Genomic DNA, 15,006 nt, shown 5'->3' on the forward strand with positions numbered 1-15,006 from the left:
GCCGCCCAGTATCGAGTCCTACAGGGCTTTGAAGGAAACCATTTCCAGGACCAGGTCGGCGGCTTCGTCGGAGGCGGCCAGGTCGACCGAGGCCGAGATTCGCCAGTCGTGGTTGCCTTCGGGGTCGTCGATGATCTGCTGGACCTCCCAGTAGCCGGGGTGTTCTTCGACCATGAACAGTGCCGGGCCGCGCGCGGCCGGGCCGGTCGGCAGGGTTTCGTGTTCGGCGTAGTACTCCGTGCCGGCTTCGGCCCAGCGGCCGGCGTCCCAGCCGGCGTCGGTGTCCAGCTGACCGAGCTCCGCCCAGCGGTGGCGGGCGACCAGCTCGACGCGACGGAACATGGCGTTGCGGACCAGGACGCGGAACGCGCGGGTGTTGAGGGTGATGCGGCGCGGACCGACCGGGACGGCGACGACCTCTTCGGTGGTGGGGTTGGTGAGCTCTTCCCACTCGTCGAGCAGGCTGGAGTCGGTCTGGCGGACCACTTCGCCGAGCCACTCGATCAGGTCGGTGAGGTCCTCGTTCGCCTTGTCCGGCGGGACGGTCTGCCGTAGCGCCTTGTAGGCGTCGCTCAGGTAGCGCAGGACGATGCCTTCGGATCGCGCCAGGCCGTAGTACTGGATGTATTCGCCGAACGTCATCGCGCGCTCGAACATGTCCCGGATCACGGACTTCGGCGACAGGCCGGCCTCGGCGATCCACGGGTGCGTCTGCCGGTAGATGTCCAACGTTGCCTCAAGCAACTCTTCGAGCGGCTTCGGCCAGCTGATCTCCTCGAGCAGCTCCATCCGCTCGTCGTACTCGATGCCGTCGGCCTTCATCCCCTGCACCGCCTCGCCCTTGGCGTGGTGCAGCTGCGCCATCAGGATCGCGCGCGGGTCCTCCAGCGTCGCCTCGACCACCGACACCACGTCGAGCGCGTACAGCGGGTCCTCGGGGTCGAGCAGGTCGAGCGCGGCCAGCGCGAAGGTCGACAGCGGCTGGTTGAGCGAGAAGTCCTTCTGCAGATCGACGGTCAGCCGCAGGTACCGGCCGAACTCGTCGGGCTCCGGCAGCCGCTCGACCACACCTGCGGTCAGCAGGGTGCGATAGATCTGGATCGCGCGGGTGATCAGTCGCCGCTGCGACTTGGTGTCCTCGTGGTTGTCCTGCAGCAGGTGCCGCATGCTGTTGAACGCGTCGCCGTCGCGGGCGATGACGTTGAGCAGCATGGCGTGGTTGACCCGCATCCGCGACTGCAGCGGTTCGGGCTCGGCAACGACGAGCCGGTCGAAGGTCTCCTCGCCCCAGGTGACAAACCCCTCCGGCGGCTTCTTGCGCTGGACGCGACGCTGCTTCTTCGGGTCGTCACCGGCCTTCGCGAGCAGCCGCACGTTCTCCACCACGTGATCAGGCGCCTGTACGACGACTGTGCCGCTCGTGTCGTAGCCGGCCCGGCCCGCGCGACCCGCGATCTGGTGGAACTCCCGCGCCTTGAGGATGCGCTGACGGCGGCCGTCGTACTTGCTCAGCGCTGTCAGCAGCACGGTACGAATCGGGACGTTGATGCCGACGCCAAGCGTGTCCGTACCGCAGATGACCTTCAGCAGACCGGCCTGCGCGAGCTGCTCGACCAACCGCCGGTACTTCGGCAGCATGCCGGCATGGTGGACGCCGATCCCATGCATGATGAGGCGCTGCAACGTCTTGCCGAAGCCGGAGCTGAATCGGAAGTGCCCGATCAGCTCCTTGATCTTGTCCTTCTCTTCCTTCGTGCAGACGTTGATGCTGGTCAGCGCCTGCGCGCGTTCCAGCGCCGAGGCCTGCGTGAAGTGGACGACGTACACGGGTGCCTGGTGCGTCACGAGGAGCTCTTGCAGCGTCTCGTGCAGCGGTGTCGTGACGTACTTGTAGACCAGCGGCACCGGGCGCTCGCCGGACGAGATGATCGCAGTCGGCTTGCCGGTCCGGCGGGACAGGTCGATCTTGAACCGCTCGACATCGCCGAGCGTCGCGGACATCAGGATGAACTGCGCCTTCGGCAACTCGAGCAACGGCACCTGCCAGGCCCAGCCGCGGTCCGGCTCGGAGTAGAAATGGAACTCGTCCATCACCACCTGGCCGACATCGGCGGCGGCGCCCTCGCGCAGCGCGACGTTCGCCAGGACCTCCGCCGTGCAGCAGATGATCGGGGCGCCGGCGTTCACCGAGGCGTCGCCGGTCAGCATGCCGACCTTGTCGGCCCCGAAGATGTCGCACAGCGCGAAGAACTTCTCCGACACCAGCGCCTTGATCGGCGCGGTGTAGAAGGTCCGCATCCCGTGGGCAAGCGCCGCGAAGTGCGCGCCGGTCGCCACCAGGCTCTTGCCGGACCCGGTCGGCGTGGACAGGATCACGTTCGACCCCGTCATCACCTCGATCACCGCCTCCTCCTGCGCCGGGTACAGCGTGATCCCCTGCTCCCCCACCCAGGTGGCGAACGCGTCGTACAGCGCGTCGGGCTCAGCGGTCTCCGGCAACTTCTCGGTCAGCGTCATCGCTGCCCATTCTCCCCCACGCCGCAACGCATCCTCCGGAGGCGGTGCAATTCACCGCGGCTTGAGCACTACGATCCGCGGATGCCGGCCAGCAGTTGGCTCCGGGCTCTAGCTCGCGTGCTTCGAGCAGCAGAGTTCCGGCGCCGCAGAACGCGTCTAGCACTTGCATGCCTGCATCCGCCCGCGCCAGGCCGCCGGAAAGAAAACCGCGTACATGTCCGGATCATCTCCTGCTCGTCTACCGGCTTTTCAACCAAAGCCGCGGGCTCGGTCATCTGAGGACCATGGGACTGATCAAGGTCACCGTCCACGCGGCCGATCCGTTCACGCTGACCGGGCTCAAGGTCATGCTCCGGCACCTGCCGCAGGTCGTCGTGGTGAACGCAACTGAGGCCGGAGCGGTCGACGTCGTGGTCGTCGCGGTCGAACGATTGTCCGGCGCGGGACAGCAACTGCTCCGTGCAGCCGCCGCGGCCGGCCGTGCGCCAGTCGTGCTGATCGCGAACGAGATCGAGGACGGGCAACTGCTGTTGGCCCTGCAATGCCAGGTGGTCTCGATCGTCTCCCGAGCCACCGCGGACGAGAACCGGCTCCGGCACGCCATCCTGACCGCCGCGCGGGGCGAGTCCGATCTGTGTTCACCCGCGGGACCCGAGAACCACTCAGCTGAGTTGTCGATGCGTGAGGTGGACGTCGTTCGGTTGATGGCCGAGGGCTTGGACACCTACCAGATCGGCGAGGAGCTCGGGTACTCCGAGCGCACGATCAAAAACATCATCTACGCCTTCACAACCCGGGTTCAGCTGCGGAACCGGCCGCACGCGGTCTCCTACGCTCTGCGAACAGGAGTCATCTGGTGAAGCGGCCCACGACTGTCGCCGTCCACGCGTCCGACCCAGTCACCGCGCGCGGCGCAGACCACCTCCTGCACGCCGACGCCCGGCTGACTGTGCTGGCCGAGGGCGACGACCTGTGCGACGCCGCCGTGCTCGTAGTTATCGGTGAGTCGGTCACCGATCGCGCACTCTCCTTCCTGAGCAGGGCGCGGGCCACGTCACGACTTGAGTCACCGCCGCGGTGTGTCATCGTCAGCGACCAGCTCCAGCTGGACGGCCTGGCAGTACTCCAGTACGGCGTCGCCGCCGTACTGCCGCGGAGCCGGACCAGCGGCGAGAAGCTGGTGCAGACAGTGCTCGCGGTCAGCCGGGGTGCGGCGTATCTGCCCGCCTGGTTGCAGGGTGACCTGCTGGCTCAGTTCGACCGGCTGCAGCGCGACGTACTGGAACCCAACGGGCTCACCCTGTCCGGACTGTCCGCCCGCGAGCGTGACATCCTCCGGCTGGTGGCCGAGGGCGACAGCACCGAGGAGATCGCGGTGAAGCTCGAGTACTCCGAACGGACTGTGAAGAACGTGCTCCAGCTGCTCATGCGGCGGCACCGGCTCAAGAACCGCGCCCACGCGGTCGCCTTCGCCTGGCGGACCGGTGTGCTGGGCTAGAACAAGGCTCTGATCAGTTCCTGAGGATCACGGGACGACGGCCAGTCGCTGACCTGCCCGTCCCCGATTTCCACCACGCGCCACTCACCATCTGCGCGCCTGGTGAGATCCACAGTCACGAACGGCAGCGCCAGGTCAGCCACCAACGGCTCAACCTCCACCAGATCCACCCCGTCCGGTACGGCGTCAGGTGTATCCGGATGCGGAGTCACCAGCACGCACCGCCCGCCGACCCACCATGTGCGCGCTTCGACACCAGTGAACTGCTCAAAGCGCCGTACGACGAACCCACCGGCGAACGAGTCCTCCCGCAGCTCCAGGAACCGCTTGGCCACCCGCTCAACCGCAGTGGCGTCAGCAACATCGGGGATGTAGGCCGCCTCATCCCAGTAGTGCTTCATCGACTTCACATAGTCCCGCAGCACCGCAGGGCCTTTCCCCAGCTCCCCTACCGCAGTCACTAGCGCACCAACGTCATCCCCCACCGTCCACACCGACTCCGGAGTCACGTCGCGCAGTGCGTCGTACCAGCCTGGCAACTCATGCGCAGCCCGATAGCTCTCCGCGCTGGTCCGCAGCGTCACGCCGCGAGCTTCCAGTGCCGCAGCAAAGCCGTCGTACTGGGCTGTGGTCAGCATCCACCCGCGATACACCGCATCGTCAGCGGCCGGCACGCCTTCCACCGTCAATGCATCATGGTCGATCCGCGCCACCGCGACGCCCAGCTCCCGCGCAGCCGCGGCCTGCGCCGCGAAGTGCGGATCGACTCGCCGCGGGTTCAGGGGATCACCAGGCACCAGCAACATGGCTCCATCCTCCCTAAAACTCGGCGGCCATACCCGACAGCGGGTGTCGTGATTCGATGGGAGTCTGTTCCTGTGCCACCCGACCTCACCGAGTTCCGCGACCTCCTGACCGCCGATCGCGAGCGAACCCGCAAGCTGATCACCGCACTCACGCAGAACGTCAGCACGATCGTCGAGGCCAGCCAGCTCACCGCAACCGACGACGAGCACGACCCTGAAGGCGCCACGATCGCCTTTGAGCGCTCACAAACCAGCGCTCTGCTAGCCGCAGCCACCAGCCACTTGGCAGATGTGGACCTGGCCCTGGCCCACCTCACGGACGGCACCTACGGCGTCTGTGAACACTGTGGCACCCACATCTCTCCCGAGCGCCTGCTAGCCCGCCCAGCAGCCCGCACCTGCATCACCTGCGCCGAAGGACTCCAGTGACCACGGACGGACTCTTCGAGTTGCCCCAGCCAACAGACGACATACCCGGTACGGCGCCACTCGCGGTGCGGATGCGGCCGCGCACACCGTCTGAGGTGGTCGGCCAGACGCACCTCCTGCAGCCCGGCACGCCGCTGCGGCGACTACTGGAAGGCGGTGCCGCAGCATCGGTGCTGCTGTACGGACCACCCGGCACCGGCAAGACCACCATCGCGCGCCTGCTCGCCGTACAGGACACGCGGTACTTCGTTGCGCTGTCGGCGCTGTCGAGCGGTGTGAAGGAGCTCCGCGACGTGATCGGCGATGCGCGTCGCCGCCGCAACCGACAGACGGTGCTGTTCATCGACGAAGTACACCGCTTCTCCAAGACCCAGCAGGACGCGCTCCTCGGCGCTGTCGAAGACCGCCTGGTCCTGCTGGTCGCCGCCACGACAGAGAACCCGTCGTTCTCCGTCGTCACACCGTTACTGTCGCGCCTACTGGTCCTACCGCTCAGATCCCTGACCGACGACGACGTCCGCGAGCTACTCCGGCGTGCGGTGAAGGAAGAGCGCGGACTCAACGGCGCAGTCTCGCTGTCGACCGAGGCCGAGGACGCACTGGTGCGGCTGTCCGGAGGCGATGCCCGTAGCGCCCTCACCGCACTAGAGGCGAGCGCCGACGGCCTAGCCGGCACCACGGTGATCGACGTACCGGCTGTGGAGCGAGCTGTCGCCGAGGCGAGCGTCCGCTACGACCGTCAGGGTGACCAGCACTACGACGTCATCAGCGCCTTCATCAAATCCATCCGAGGCTCCGACCCGGATGCCGCACTGCACTACCTCGCCCGCATGCTGGTGGCTGGTGAGGACCCGCGCTTCATCGCCCGCCGCCTCATGGTCCACGCCAGTGAGGACATCGGTCTGGCCGATCCCACTGCGCTGCAGGCCGCGGTGGCCGCAGCCCAGACTGTCCAGTTCGTCGGTATGCCAGAGGCACGCCTCGCGCTGGCACAGGCCACCGTGCATCTGGCCGTGGCGCCCAAGTCCAACACCATCGTCAACGCCATCGACGCGGCCATGTCCGACGTACGGGCCGGTCTGATCGGCGACGTACCGGCGCATCTCCGCCAGGGCCGCTACAAGGGTGCCGAAGAGCTCGGGAACGCGGTCGGCTATCGGTCGCCGCACAACAATGCCGACGGTGCCGTGGGACAGCAGTACCTACCGGACCCGCTGGTGGGGAAGCGCTACTACAGGTAGGTCTGCGTGCTGGGGGGTGCGGATTCCATCCAGGCCAGGACGCCGGTGAGGGCTTCTTCGGTCATGGCGAAGTGGACGGTTTTGTCGCGGAGCTCGGCATCGACGATGACATGGCCGGCGTAGGTGACAAGCGGTTCGTTGCCCATCGGGCGACGGGTCTTCACGCCTTCGAGCTGACGACGGTTCACGGTCAGCTTCGGCCACCAGGCGAGGCTGAAGACGCGGAACCACTGCAGGTCGTCACCGACGTAGCGGGCCAGGCCGAGGGCCCAGCCGCGGCCGTGGTCCTTCTCGGCCAGCTGCAGGCTGCAATCGAAGGTGCCGCCGTCTCTGGTCAGCCAGCGACGACGGCACGAGAAAGCGATGACGAACAGTACGGCGGCAGCCAAACAGACCCCGACCACATCGAGGACTGTTCCCATACCTTGCCGACCCCATTTCCGGTGCCTGTGCGTCCCGGCACCGCCGGAGAACCCGTACTGTCAGTGACGTTCTTCGATTATGACAGGTGGGGTGGAGCCGTGATCGGCCCCACCCCACCTGCACTACTTCAGGATGCTGTTTCGGCGGCCCGAACCCGGGCCTCGGCGGCGCGGACCTCGTCCGCGTCGGCCTCACTGGCGGTGCCGGCCGCGAGCGCCTGCTCAAGCTCGCGACGGGCCTCCTCCAGGTCGATGTCGTGACCCAGCTCGGCGTTCTCGGCCAGGATCGAAACCCGGTCGTTCGCCACCGAGATGAACCCGTCCGGGGCGGCCGCGACGAGGAACTCCCCGTCGACGGTCCGGACCTGGACGGTGCCACCCTGCAGCAGACCCAGCAGCGGAGCATGGCCCGGGAGGATACCGACGTCGCCATCGGTGGTGCGGGCGACCACGATCGTCGCCTGCCCCTCCCACACCACCCGCTCAGCCGCGACCAGCGCGACCTCGAGGTGCTTGCCGGTGTCTTCAGCCATTACAGCTCCTTCTGGAGCTCAGCCCAACGCCGCTCGACGTCGTCGAGCGAACCGACGTTGAAGAAGGCCTGCTCGGCGATGTGGTCGCACTCGCCCTCGGTGATCTTCTTGAACGACTCGATGGTGTCCTTCAGCGGCACCGTCGAACCCGGCGTGTTGGTGAACTTCTCCGCCATGTACGTGTTCTGCGAGAGGAACTGCTCGATCCGGCGCGCACGCGCGACGGTGATCTTGTCCTCTTCGGAGAGCTCGTCGACACCCAGGATGGCGATGATGTCCTGCAGTTCCTTGTTCTTCTGCAGGATCTGCTTCACCCGGACGGCCACGTCGTAGTGCTCCTGGCCGATGTACTGCGGGTCGAGGATCCGCGACGTGGAGGTCAGCGGGTCGACGGCCGGGTACAGACCACGCGACGCGATGACTCGCGACAGCTCGGTGGTCGCGTCCAGGTGCGCGAACGTGGTGGCCGGCGCCGGGTCGGTGTAGTCGTCGGCGGGCACGTAGATCGCCTGCATCGAGGTGATCGAGTGACCACGCGTCGAGGTGATCCGCTCCTGCAGAACGCCCATCTCGTCGGCGAGGTTCGGCTGGTAACCAACGGCGCTCGGCATCCGGCCGAGCAGCGTGGAGACCTCGGAACCGGCCTGCGTGAACCGGAAGATGTTGTCGATGAACAGCAGCACGTCCTGGCCTGCGACGTCGCGGAAGTACTCCGCCATCGTCAGCGCCGACAGCGCGACGCGAAGACGCGTGCCCGGCGGCTCGTCCATCTGGCCGAAGACCAGCGCGGTGTCCTTGAAGACGCCCGCGTCTTCCATTTCACCGATCAGGTCGTTGCCCTCACGGGTGCGCTCACCGACACCGGCGAACACCGAGGTGCCACCGAAGTTGTGGGCGATCCGGTAGATCATCTCCTGGATCATGACGGTCTTGCCGACACCCGCACCGCCGAACAGGCCGATCTTGCCACCCTGGACGTACGGGGTGAGCAGGTCCAGCACCTTGATGCCGGTCTCCAGCATCTCGGTCTTGGACTCGAGCTGGTCGAAGGCCGGCGCCTTGCGGTGGATCGGCCAGCGCTCGGTGATCTCGAACTCGGACTCGTCCTGGCTCAGGCACTTGCCCGTGACGGACCAGACCCGGCCCTTGGTGACGTCGCCGACCGGCACGGAGATCGCCGCACCGGTGTCGCGCACCTCGGTCCCGCGGACCAGGCCGTCGGTGGGCTTCATCGAGATCGCCCGGACGATGTTGTCGCCGACGTGCAGCGCAACCTCGAGGGTGATCGTGGCGGTGACGTCGGCCAAGGTGATGTCCACCTCGAGCGCGTTGTAGATCTCGGGCATCCCGTCAGCGGGGAACTCGATGTCTACGACCGGGCCGATGACCCGGGCGACGCGGCCAACGGCACCTGCCGCGCCGCTGTTGTCCTTCTCGGTAACCGTGGCAGTCATCTCTCTCACTCGCTCCCGGCGTTGGCATCGGCCAGCGCGTTGGCGCCACCGACGATCTCGCTGATTTCCTGGGTAATGGCCGACTGCCGCACCTGGTTGTACTCGCGGGTCAGTCGTTCGATCAGATCTTGCGCGTTGTCGGTCGCGGACTTCATCGCCCGCTGCCGGCTGGCCAGCTCGGAGGCCGCCGCCTGCAGCATGCAGAAGTGGATCCGGCTCGCAACGTACTTCGGCAGCAGCCCGTCGAGCACGTCCTCGGCGGACGGCTCGAACTCGTACAGCGGCAGCACGTCTTCGGCGGCCGGGGCCTCTTCGCCTTCGACGACCTCCAACGGCAGCAGCCGGATGACATCCGGCTTCTGGGTCAGCATCGAGACGAACCGGGTGAAGACGATGTGGATCTCGTCCACGCCGCCTTCCTCGGTCGGCTTGAGGAAGGCCTCGATCAGCGCGTCGGCGATCTCGCGGGCCCGGGCGAACGACGGACCGTCCGAATCACCGCTCCACGACTGCTCGACCTCACGCTGGCGGAAGGTGAAGTAGGCGATCCCCTTGCGACCGCTCAGGAACGGAACGATCTCCTTGTCCCCGTCGCGCAGCAGCTGGTTCAGCCGCTCGCCCTCCCGGATGACCGAGGAGGAGTACGCGCCGGCCTGGCCGCGGTCGGAGGTGATCAGGAGAACCGCGGCCCGCTTCGGGTTCGGCTTCTCGGTGGTCAGCGGGTGGTCGACGTTCGAGAACGTCGCCACCGCGGACACCGCTCGGGTGAGCTCACGCGCGTACGGTCCGGCCGCCTTGGCGCGTTGCTGCGCCTTGACGATCCGGGACGCCGCGATGAGCTCCATCGCGCGGGTGAGCTTCTTGATCGTCGAGACGGAGGCTCGCCGATCCTTCAGCTCACGTTGGGTTGCGGGCATGGACGATCAGCCCCGCTTCTGCTTGGTGATCTGCTCCTGCTCGACGTCCTCGGAGTCCAGCGCGACCGTCTCTTCCTTGCCGACGAGCAACTGGCCGTCGGAGGTCTGGAAGGTCGGCTTGAACTTCGCCAGGGCGTCGGTGACCGCTGCGGCCGAGTCGTCCTCGAACTTGCCCGACTCGCGGACGGCGTCGAGCACCTTGCTGTCGCGGCGCAGGAAGTCCAGGAACTCACGCTCGAACCGGAGCACGTCCTCGACCGGTACGTCGTCGAACTTGCCGGTGGTGCCGGCCCAGATCGAGACGGTCTGGTCCTCGACCGGGTACGGCGAGTACTGCGGCTGACGCAGCAGCTCGACCAGCCGCTGACCGCGGTCCAGCTGACGGCGCGAGGTCGCGTCGAGGTCGGAGGCGAACATCGCGAACGCCTCCATCGCGCGGAACTGCGCGAGGTCCAGCTTCAGCGTTCCGGAGACCTTCTTCATACCCTTGACCTGGGCGGCACCGCCGACTCGCGACACCGAGATGCCGACGTCGATGGCGGGCCGGATGTTCGCGTTGAACAGGTCCGACTGGAGGAAGATCTGGCCGTCGGTGATGGAGATGACGTTGGTCGGGATGAAGGCCGAGACGTCGTTGGCCTTGGTCTCGATCACCGGCAGACCCGTCATCGACCCGGCGCCGAGCGCGTCGCTGAGCTTCGCACAGCGCTCGAGCAGCCGGCTGTGCAGGTAGAAGACGTCACCCGGGTAGGCCTCACGGCCCGGCGGGCGGCGCAGCAGCAGCGACATCGAGCGGTACGCCTCGGCCTGCTTGGTCAGGTCGTCGAAGACGATCAGGACGTGCTTGCCCTGGTACATCCAGTGCTGACCGATCGCCGAGCCGGTGTACGGCGCGACGTACTTGAAGCCGGCCGCGTCGGACGCCGGGGAGGCGACGATGGTGGTGTACTCCATCGCGCCGGCCTCTTCGAGCGCGCCGCGGACGGCAGCGATCGTCGAGCCCTTCTGGCCGATCGCGACGTAGATGCAGCGAACCTGCTTCTTCGGGTCGCCGGACTCCCAGTTGGCCTTCTGGTTGATGATCGTGTCGATCGCGATCGCGGTCTTGCCGGTCTTGCGGTCGCCGATGATCAGCTGACGCTGGCCACGGCCGATCGGGATCATGCCGTCGATCGCCTTGATACCGGTCTGCAGCGGCTCGCGGACCTCCTGGCGGTCCATGACGCCGGCCGCCTGCAGCTCCAGCGCACGGGTGCCCTCGAGGCCGGTGATCTCACCGAGGCCGTCGATCGGCGTACCGAGCGGGTCGACGACGCGACCCAGGTAGCCCTCGCCGACGGGGACCGAGAGGACGGTGCCGGTACGACGTACCTGCTGGCCCTCCTCGATGCCACCGAACTCACCGAGGACGACGACGCCGATGTTGCGGACGTCGAGGTTCAGCGCGATGCCCTGGGTACCGTCCTCGAAGACGAGCAGCTCGTTCGTCATCACCGAGGGCAGGCCCTCGACGTGTGCGATGCCGTCACCCGCGTCGATCACGGTGCCGACCTCTTCGCGGGCCGCCTCGTCCGGCTCGTAGTTGCGGACGAACTGATCCAGGGCGTCCCGGATCTCCTCCGGCCTGATCGTGAGCTCAGCCATTATCTTCCGTCCCTGCTTCCTTGACCTTCTGGCCTGGTGATTGGCTCTAGAGGCTTCAGTAATATCCAGGCCGCTAGCGCTCATAACTCTGTCGTTAGGGGTCAGCCCGCGATGCGCCGTTGCGCCTCGTCGAGCCGGGCCGCGATGGTTCCGTCGATCACTTCGTCACCGATGTCCACCCGGACGCCGCCGACGACCTTGGGGTCGACGATCACGTTCAGCTGGATGTCGCGGCCGTACTGCCGGCCCAGCGCCGTGGCGAGCCTGGTGCGATCGGCCTCGGACAGGTCCGCGGCGACGCGAACGGTCGCGATGCTGGCGCTGCGCCGGGAGGCCGCGGCCACCTGGTAGGACCGCATCGAGCCCGCGAAGTTGCGGCCCCGGCCGTCCACCGCACGCTCGGCCAGCCGCACGGTGACGGCGTTGGCCTTGCCCTGCAGCAGCCCGTGGATCAGCTCCTGGCGAGTGGCCACCGGGATGTTGCGGTCACTCAGCTTGTCGCTCAGTGCCCGCTCCGCGGTGACGATGCGGTCGAGCCGGAAGAGCTCGTCCTCGATGTCGTCCAGCTTGCGCTGGCCGTCGGCGTACGCGACGTCGGCCTGGACACTCAGCTCGTCGAGCGAGTCACCCAAGTCGCGCCCGCTCACCCAGCGGCCCGCGACAGCGGCGGTCAGGATCTCCAGCGCCTGGGCGGAGATCTTGCCGCCGAGCAGCTGCCCGGCCAGACCGGTCCGGGTCGCCACCGGGCGCGCCGGGTCGGTCAGGGCGCGCCGCAGCGAGCCGTTGCCGTCGAGCAGCTTGGCCACCGAGAACAGCTCGGCACCGAGTCCTTCGGTGACGGTGACACCCGCCAGGACCTGCTCGGCCTTGGCGAGTGACTCCCTCGAGGTGCCGCGCATCAGCCGTCCGTTCCGACAGCCTGGCGCGCCGACTCCGACGCCTCCAGGTCTGCCAGGAAGCGCTCGACGGTCCGGCGCTGCCGGGCCTCGTCCTCGAGCGACTCCCCGACAATGCGGCCGGCCAGCGTGGTCGCCATCGTGCCGACCTCGCTGCGGAGCGAGGCCACGGCCTGCGTCCGCTCGGCGTCGATCTGGGCGCGCGCGTGCGTCACGATCCGCTCGGCCTCGACGTTCGCCTGCTCACGCAGCTCCGCGATGATCTGCGCACCCTGCTCACGCGCGTCCTCACGGATCTTCGCAGCCTCCGAGCGAGCCTCGGCCAGCTGCGCGTTGTACTTCTCCAAAGCCGCCTTCGCCTCGGCCTGGGCCTGCTTGGCCTCGTTCATCCCGCCTTCGATCGCCGCGGTCCGATCGGCATACGCCTTCTCGAACTTCGGTACGACGATCTTGGCGAAGGCGATGGCCAGCAGGATCAGGAAGACGAAACCGAAGATGATCTCGGCAGTGTGCGGCAACAGCGGGCTGGCGGTCTCGCCCGCCTCGCTCAGCGGTAGCACCATCGTCGTCATATCTGTGTCCTGTCAGTCAGGGGAGGAAAGGGTCAGGCCTGGCCCTTGAACACGAACGCGAGCGCAATACCGATGATCGCGAGAACCTCGGTGACGCCGAAGCCGATCCAGGCGATCGACTGGAGCTTGTTCTGAGCCTCCGGCTGGCGAGCGGTGCCGTTGATGACGGCAGCGAAGATCAGGCCGACGCCAACACCCGGGCCGATCGCAGCCAGGCCGTAGCCCAGAACGGCGATGTCACCGGTGATTTCGAGAGCCATGCTCATTTCGGTGTTTCCTTTCGGTACGGATAGGGGCTATCCGGGTTTCCGTCAACTACGGGTCTAGGGGTACTACGGGCCTTACGAACTGGGGATCAGTGCTCGTCGGCGATGGCGCTGCCGATGTACTGCGCGGTCAGGACCACGAAGATGTACGCCTGGATGCACTGGACGAACAGCTCCAGGCCGGCGATCGCGAGGCCCATCAAGAAGGTGATGATGCCGACGCCGCCGAGCGCGATGCTGCCGGACTCGAACACCATGTACTCGCCGCCGAGAACGAACACCAGCAGCAGGATGTGACCGGCGAACATGTTGGCGAACAGCCGCAGACTCAGCGAGACCGGGCGCACCAGGATGTTCGAGATGAACTCGATCGGGATCATCAGCGGCATCAGCCAGCCGGGAACGCCGGCGGGCATCGTCTGGTGCTTGAAATAGCCCCAGAGGCCCTTCCGCTTGATCCCGACCGCGTTGTAGATGACCCAGCTCATGATCGCGGCCACGTACGCCCAGCCGATGTGGCTGAAGGTCGGGAACTGGATCAGCGGGATCGACGCGGCGACGTTGTTCAGCAGGATGAAGAAGAACAGGCCGGTCAGGTACGGCACGAACTTCATGTAGTCCTTGCTGCCGATCGCGTCCCGCGCGATCGAGTTCCGGACGAAGTTGTAGCCCAACTCGCCCGCGAACTGCAGCTTGCTCGGGACCACGGCCGCCTTGCGCGACGCGCCCCAGAAGAACCAGATGATGACGACAACGCTGAGCGCAGCCACCAGGACCGGCTTGGTGAACCAGTCCACGCCGTGAATGATCGGCGGGGTGTCGAAATTCTGTGGACCGGGCGGGGTGAACTCGGTCGGAACGCCGGCAATCACCGGGTCTCCTCTCGCGTCGTGCTCAAGTCGGACGCCTTGTGGCTAAGGGCAGGGCGGCTCAGGGCATGGCGGTCAACAACGTCAGACCCGGTGCGGATCGGACTGTTCCCCGAAGGGATCAGGACCGCGACCCGTACCGGTAGTGCAACAGCAGGATGGTGAGCCCGGCGCCAAGCACGATGCCCACCAGAACGAGAAACTGGGTGCCGAACAAGCGATCCAGCCCGAACCCGATGCCCCCGTAGATCAGGACACCGCCGATCAAGTAGGACAGGACCCGCCAGCCGTCGCCCGCAGTATTGGGTGTCGGCTTCGGATCCTTGTGCTCGCTCATTGGCACCCGAAAGGTACCAGCCCGCGACACGCCGGGTCACATCGGCACCCGCGACGTCCGTCACAGCACCGAAGCCGCTACCAGGCGTGATCACGGGTTCACCTCGTTGTCGAGGTCGTAGATCGGCACCCGCAGCCGGGACCAGGCCCACATCTCGCCGGCCATCCAGCCCAGTACGACGACCACGGCAACAATCCCCAGCACGGTCAGATTCACGTGACTGGCAAGGCTTTCCGAGTTCGTCGCCAGGGCCAGCAGACCACCGAAGGCCGCAATCCGGCCCGTGTACGACGCCATCGCCATCGCGAGCTGCGTCTTCGGCGAGGTGTGCCGCGAAAGGTGCAGCGCGAACAGCCCGAGACCGGAGAAGACGATCACCATCAGCATCCCCAGCAGCGCGCCCCACAGGCCTTTCAGCCCGGCAGCAACAGCCGAAACCGCGGCGGCGTTGACGCCGACCACAAGGGCCGCGACAAGAGCGCCGCGCATCATTGCAAGCGCCGGGTGTCGGGTGACTTGGCCGGCGGCTTTTTGGCTGTGGGCCGAGGAAGCCATCTGGTGGTTCCGTCCTGCGGGCGACGTGGTCTCGCGGCCAGATCGTCGGG

Annotated in this window: 17 protein-coding genes; 4 read left to right on the plus strand and 13 right to left on the minus strand. The window is 66.9% G+C overall.

Annotated elements, in window-relative coordinates; translation table 11 throughout:
- Nucleotides 1-18: 18 nt before the first annotated feature.
- Complete coding sequence (locus E1263_RS07770; protein WP_132166493.1) at nt 19-2,517, minus strand: DEAD/DEAH box helicase; 2,499 nt, start codon at nt 2,515-2,517, stop codon at nt 19-21.
- Between the two features lie 284 nt (nt 2,518-2,801).
- Here E1263_RS07770 and E1263_RS07775 point away from each other — a divergent pair, with 284 nt between their 5' ends.
- Nucleotides 2,802-3,377, plus strand: coding sequence for a helix-turn-helix transcriptional regulator (locus E1263_RS07775; protein ID WP_132166494.1), 576 nt, complete (start codon nt 2,802-2,804; stop codon nt 3,375-3,377).
- The gene (locus E1263_RS07780) at nt 3,374-4,015 is read left to right on the plus strand and encodes a helix-turn-helix transcriptional regulator (protein ID WP_165956544.1); all 642 of its coding nucleotides are present in this window, start codon (nt 3,374-3,376) and stop codon (nt 4,013-4,015) included. The genes E1263_RS07775 and E1263_RS07780 overlap by 4 nt, the downstream gene beginning before the upstream one ends.
- On the opposite strand, the gene E1263_RS07785 is transcribed toward E1263_RS07780, so the two are convergent.
- Complete coding sequence (locus E1263_RS07785) at nt 4,012-4,821, minus strand: ATP-grasp domain-containing protein (protein WP_132166496.1); 810 nt, start codon at nt 4,819-4,821, stop codon at nt 4,012-4,014. The two genes, E1263_RS07780 and E1263_RS07785, sit on opposite strands and share 4 nt — an antisense overlap.
- A 72-nt stretch (nt 4,822-4,893) precedes the next feature.
- On the opposite strand from E1263_RS07785, the gene E1263_RS07790 reads away from it, so the two are divergent.
- Both E1263_RS07790 and E1263_RS07795 read left to right on the plus strand, forming a co-directional pair.
- Nucleotides 4,894-5,250 (plus strand): TraR/DksA family transcriptional regulator, encoded by a 357-nt coding sequence (locus E1263_RS07790; protein WP_132166497.1) that lies wholly within the window; start codon nt 4,894-4,896, stop codon nt 5,248-5,250.
- Nucleotides 5,247-6,491, plus strand: coding sequence for a replication-associated recombination protein A (locus E1263_RS07795; RefSeq protein WP_238161119.1), 1,245 nt, complete (start codon nt 5,247-5,249; stop codon nt 6,489-6,491). The genes E1263_RS07790 and E1263_RS07795 overlap by 4 nt, the downstream gene beginning before the upstream one ends.
- On the opposite strand, the gene E1263_RS07800 is transcribed toward E1263_RS07795, so the two are convergent.
- The 11 genes from E1263_RS07800 to E1263_RS07850 all read right to left on the minus strand — a co-directional run bounded on the left by E1263_RS07800 (nt 6,482) and on the right by E1263_RS07850 (nt 14,956).
- Nucleotides 6,482-6,913 (minus strand): DUF2550 domain-containing protein, encoded by a 432-nt coding sequence (locus E1263_RS07800; protein ID WP_132166498.1) that lies wholly within the window; start codon nt 6,911-6,913, stop codon nt 6,482-6,484. The two genes, E1263_RS07795 and E1263_RS07800, sit on opposite strands and share 10 nt — an antisense overlap.
- 128 nt (nt 6,914-7,041) lie before the next feature.
- Nucleotides 7,042-7,446: a F0F1 ATP synthase subunit epsilon gene (locus E1263_RS07805; protein ID WP_132166499.1), complete on the minus strand. Its 405-nt coding sequence runs from the start codon at nt 7,444-7,446 to the stop codon at nt 7,042-7,044.
- Nucleotides 7,446-8,900, minus strand: a complete 1,455-nt coding sequence (gene atpD, locus E1263_RS07810) for a F0F1 ATP synthase subunit beta (protein ID WP_132166500.1) — start codon at nt 8,898-8,900, stop codon at nt 7,446-7,448. Before atpD ends, E1263_RS07805 begins: the two co-directional genes overlap by 1 nt.
- Nucleotides 8,901-8,905: 5 nt before the next feature.
- Entirely contained in the window at nt 8,906-9,817 is a 912-nt protein-coding gene (locus E1263_RS07815) for a F0F1 ATP synthase subunit gamma (protein ID WP_132166501.1), read from the minus strand.
- A gap of 6 nt (nt 9,818-9,823) precedes the next feature.
- Nucleotides 9,824-11,461, minus strand: a complete 1,638-nt coding sequence (gene atpA, locus E1263_RS07820; protein ID WP_132166502.1) for a F0F1 ATP synthase subunit alpha — start codon at nt 11,459-11,461, stop codon at nt 9,824-9,826.
- Between the two features lie 101 nt (nt 11,462-11,562).
- Entirely contained in the window at nt 11,563-12,360 is a 798-nt protein-coding gene (locus tag E1263_RS07825; protein WP_132166503.1) for a F0F1 ATP synthase subunit delta, read from the minus strand.
- Complete coding sequence (locus tag E1263_RS07830) at nt 12,360-12,929, minus strand: F0F1 ATP synthase subunit B (protein ID WP_132166504.1); 570 nt, start codon at nt 12,927-12,929, stop codon at nt 12,360-12,362. The genes E1263_RS07825 and E1263_RS07830 overlap by 1 nt, the downstream gene beginning before the upstream one ends.
- 32 nt (nt 12,930-12,961) lie before the next feature.
- Nucleotides 12,962-13,195 carry an ATP synthase F0 subunit C gene (gene atpE, locus E1263_RS07835; protein WP_132166505.1) on the minus strand — a complete coding sequence of 78 codons (234 nt, stop codon included), beginning with the start codon at nt 13,193-13,195 and terminating at the stop codon, nt 12,962-12,964.
- Between the two features lie 89 nt (nt 13,196-13,284).
- Nucleotides 13,285-14,067: a F0F1 ATP synthase subunit A gene (atpB, locus tag E1263_RS07840; protein WP_132166506.1), complete on the minus strand. Its 783-nt coding sequence runs from the start codon at nt 14,065-14,067 to the stop codon at nt 13,285-13,287.
- Between the two features lie 118 nt (nt 14,068-14,185).
- On the minus strand, nt 14,186-14,401 hold the full coding sequence (locus tag E1263_RS07845; RefSeq protein WP_132166507.1) for an AtpZ/AtpI family protein: 216 nt from the start codon (nt 14,399-14,401) through the stop codon (nt 14,186-14,188).
- A gap of 90 nt (nt 14,402-14,491) precedes the next feature.
- Nucleotides 14,492-14,956: a Cg1360 family ATP-synthase-associated protein gene (locus tag E1263_RS07850; RefSeq protein ID WP_132166508.1), complete on the minus strand. Its 465-nt coding sequence runs from the start codon at nt 14,954-14,956 to the stop codon at nt 14,492-14,494.
- Nucleotides 14,957-15,006 lie beyond the last annotated feature (50 nt).

The sequence above is a fragment of the Kribbella antibiotica genome, assembly GCF_004349055.1.
Classification (GTDB): Bacteria; Actinomycetota; Actinomycetes; order Propionibacteriales; family Kribbellaceae; genus Kribbella; species Kribbella antibiotica.

Bases quoted from the DNA above. Each gene is read 5' to 3' on its own strand.
- E1263_RS07770 (WP_132166493.1), bottom strand. From the start codon at position 2,517: ATGACGCTGACCGAGAAGTTGCCGGAGACCGCTGAGCCCGACGCGCTG.
- E1263_RS07775 (WP_132166494.1), top strand. From the start codon at position 2,802: ATGGGACTGATCAAGGTCACCGTCCACGCGGCCGATCCGTTCACGCTG.
- E1263_RS07785 (WP_132166496.1), bottom strand. From the start codon at position 4,821: ATGTTGCTGGTGCCTGGTGATCCCCTGAACCCGCGGCGAGTCGATCCG.
- E1263_RS07800 (WP_132166498.1), bottom strand. From the start codon at position 6,913: ATGGGAACAGTCCTCGATGTGGTCGGGGTCTGTTTGGCTGCCGCCGTA.
- E1263_RS07805 (WP_132166499.1), bottom strand. From the start codon at position 7,446: ATGGCTGAAGACACCGGCAAGCACCTCGAGGTCGCGCTGGTCGCGGCT.
- atpD (WP_132166500.1), bottom strand. From the start codon at position 8,900: ATGACTGCCACGGTTACCGAGAAGGACAACAGCGGCGCGGCAGGTGCC.
- E1263_RS07815 (WP_132166501.1), bottom strand. From the start codon at position 9,817: ATGCCCGCAACCCAACGTGAGCTGAAGGATCGGCGAGCCTCCGTCTCG.
- atpA (WP_132166502.1), bottom strand. From the start codon at position 11,461: ATGGCTGAGCTCACGATCAGGCCGGAGGAGATCCGGGACGCCCTGGAT.
- E1263_RS07825 (WP_132166503.1), bottom strand. From the start codon at position 12,360: ATGCGCGGCACCTCGAGGGAGTCACTCGCCAAGGCCGAGCAGGTCCTG.
- E1263_RS07830 (WP_132166504.1), bottom strand. From the start codon at position 12,929: ATGACGACGATGGTGCTACCGCTGAGCGAGGCGGGCGAGACCGCCAGC.
- atpE (WP_132166505.1), bottom strand. From the start codon at position 13,195: ATGAGCATGGCTCTCGAAATCACCGGTGACATCGCCGTTCTGGGCTAC.
- E1263_RS07845 (WP_132166507.1), bottom strand. From the start codon at position 14,401: ATGAGCGAGCACAAGGATCCGAAGCCGACACCCAATACTGCGGGCGAC.
- E1263_RS07850 (WP_132166508.1), bottom strand. From the start codon at position 14,956: ATGGCTTCCTCGGCCCACAGCCAAAAAGCCGCCGGCCAAGTCACCCGA.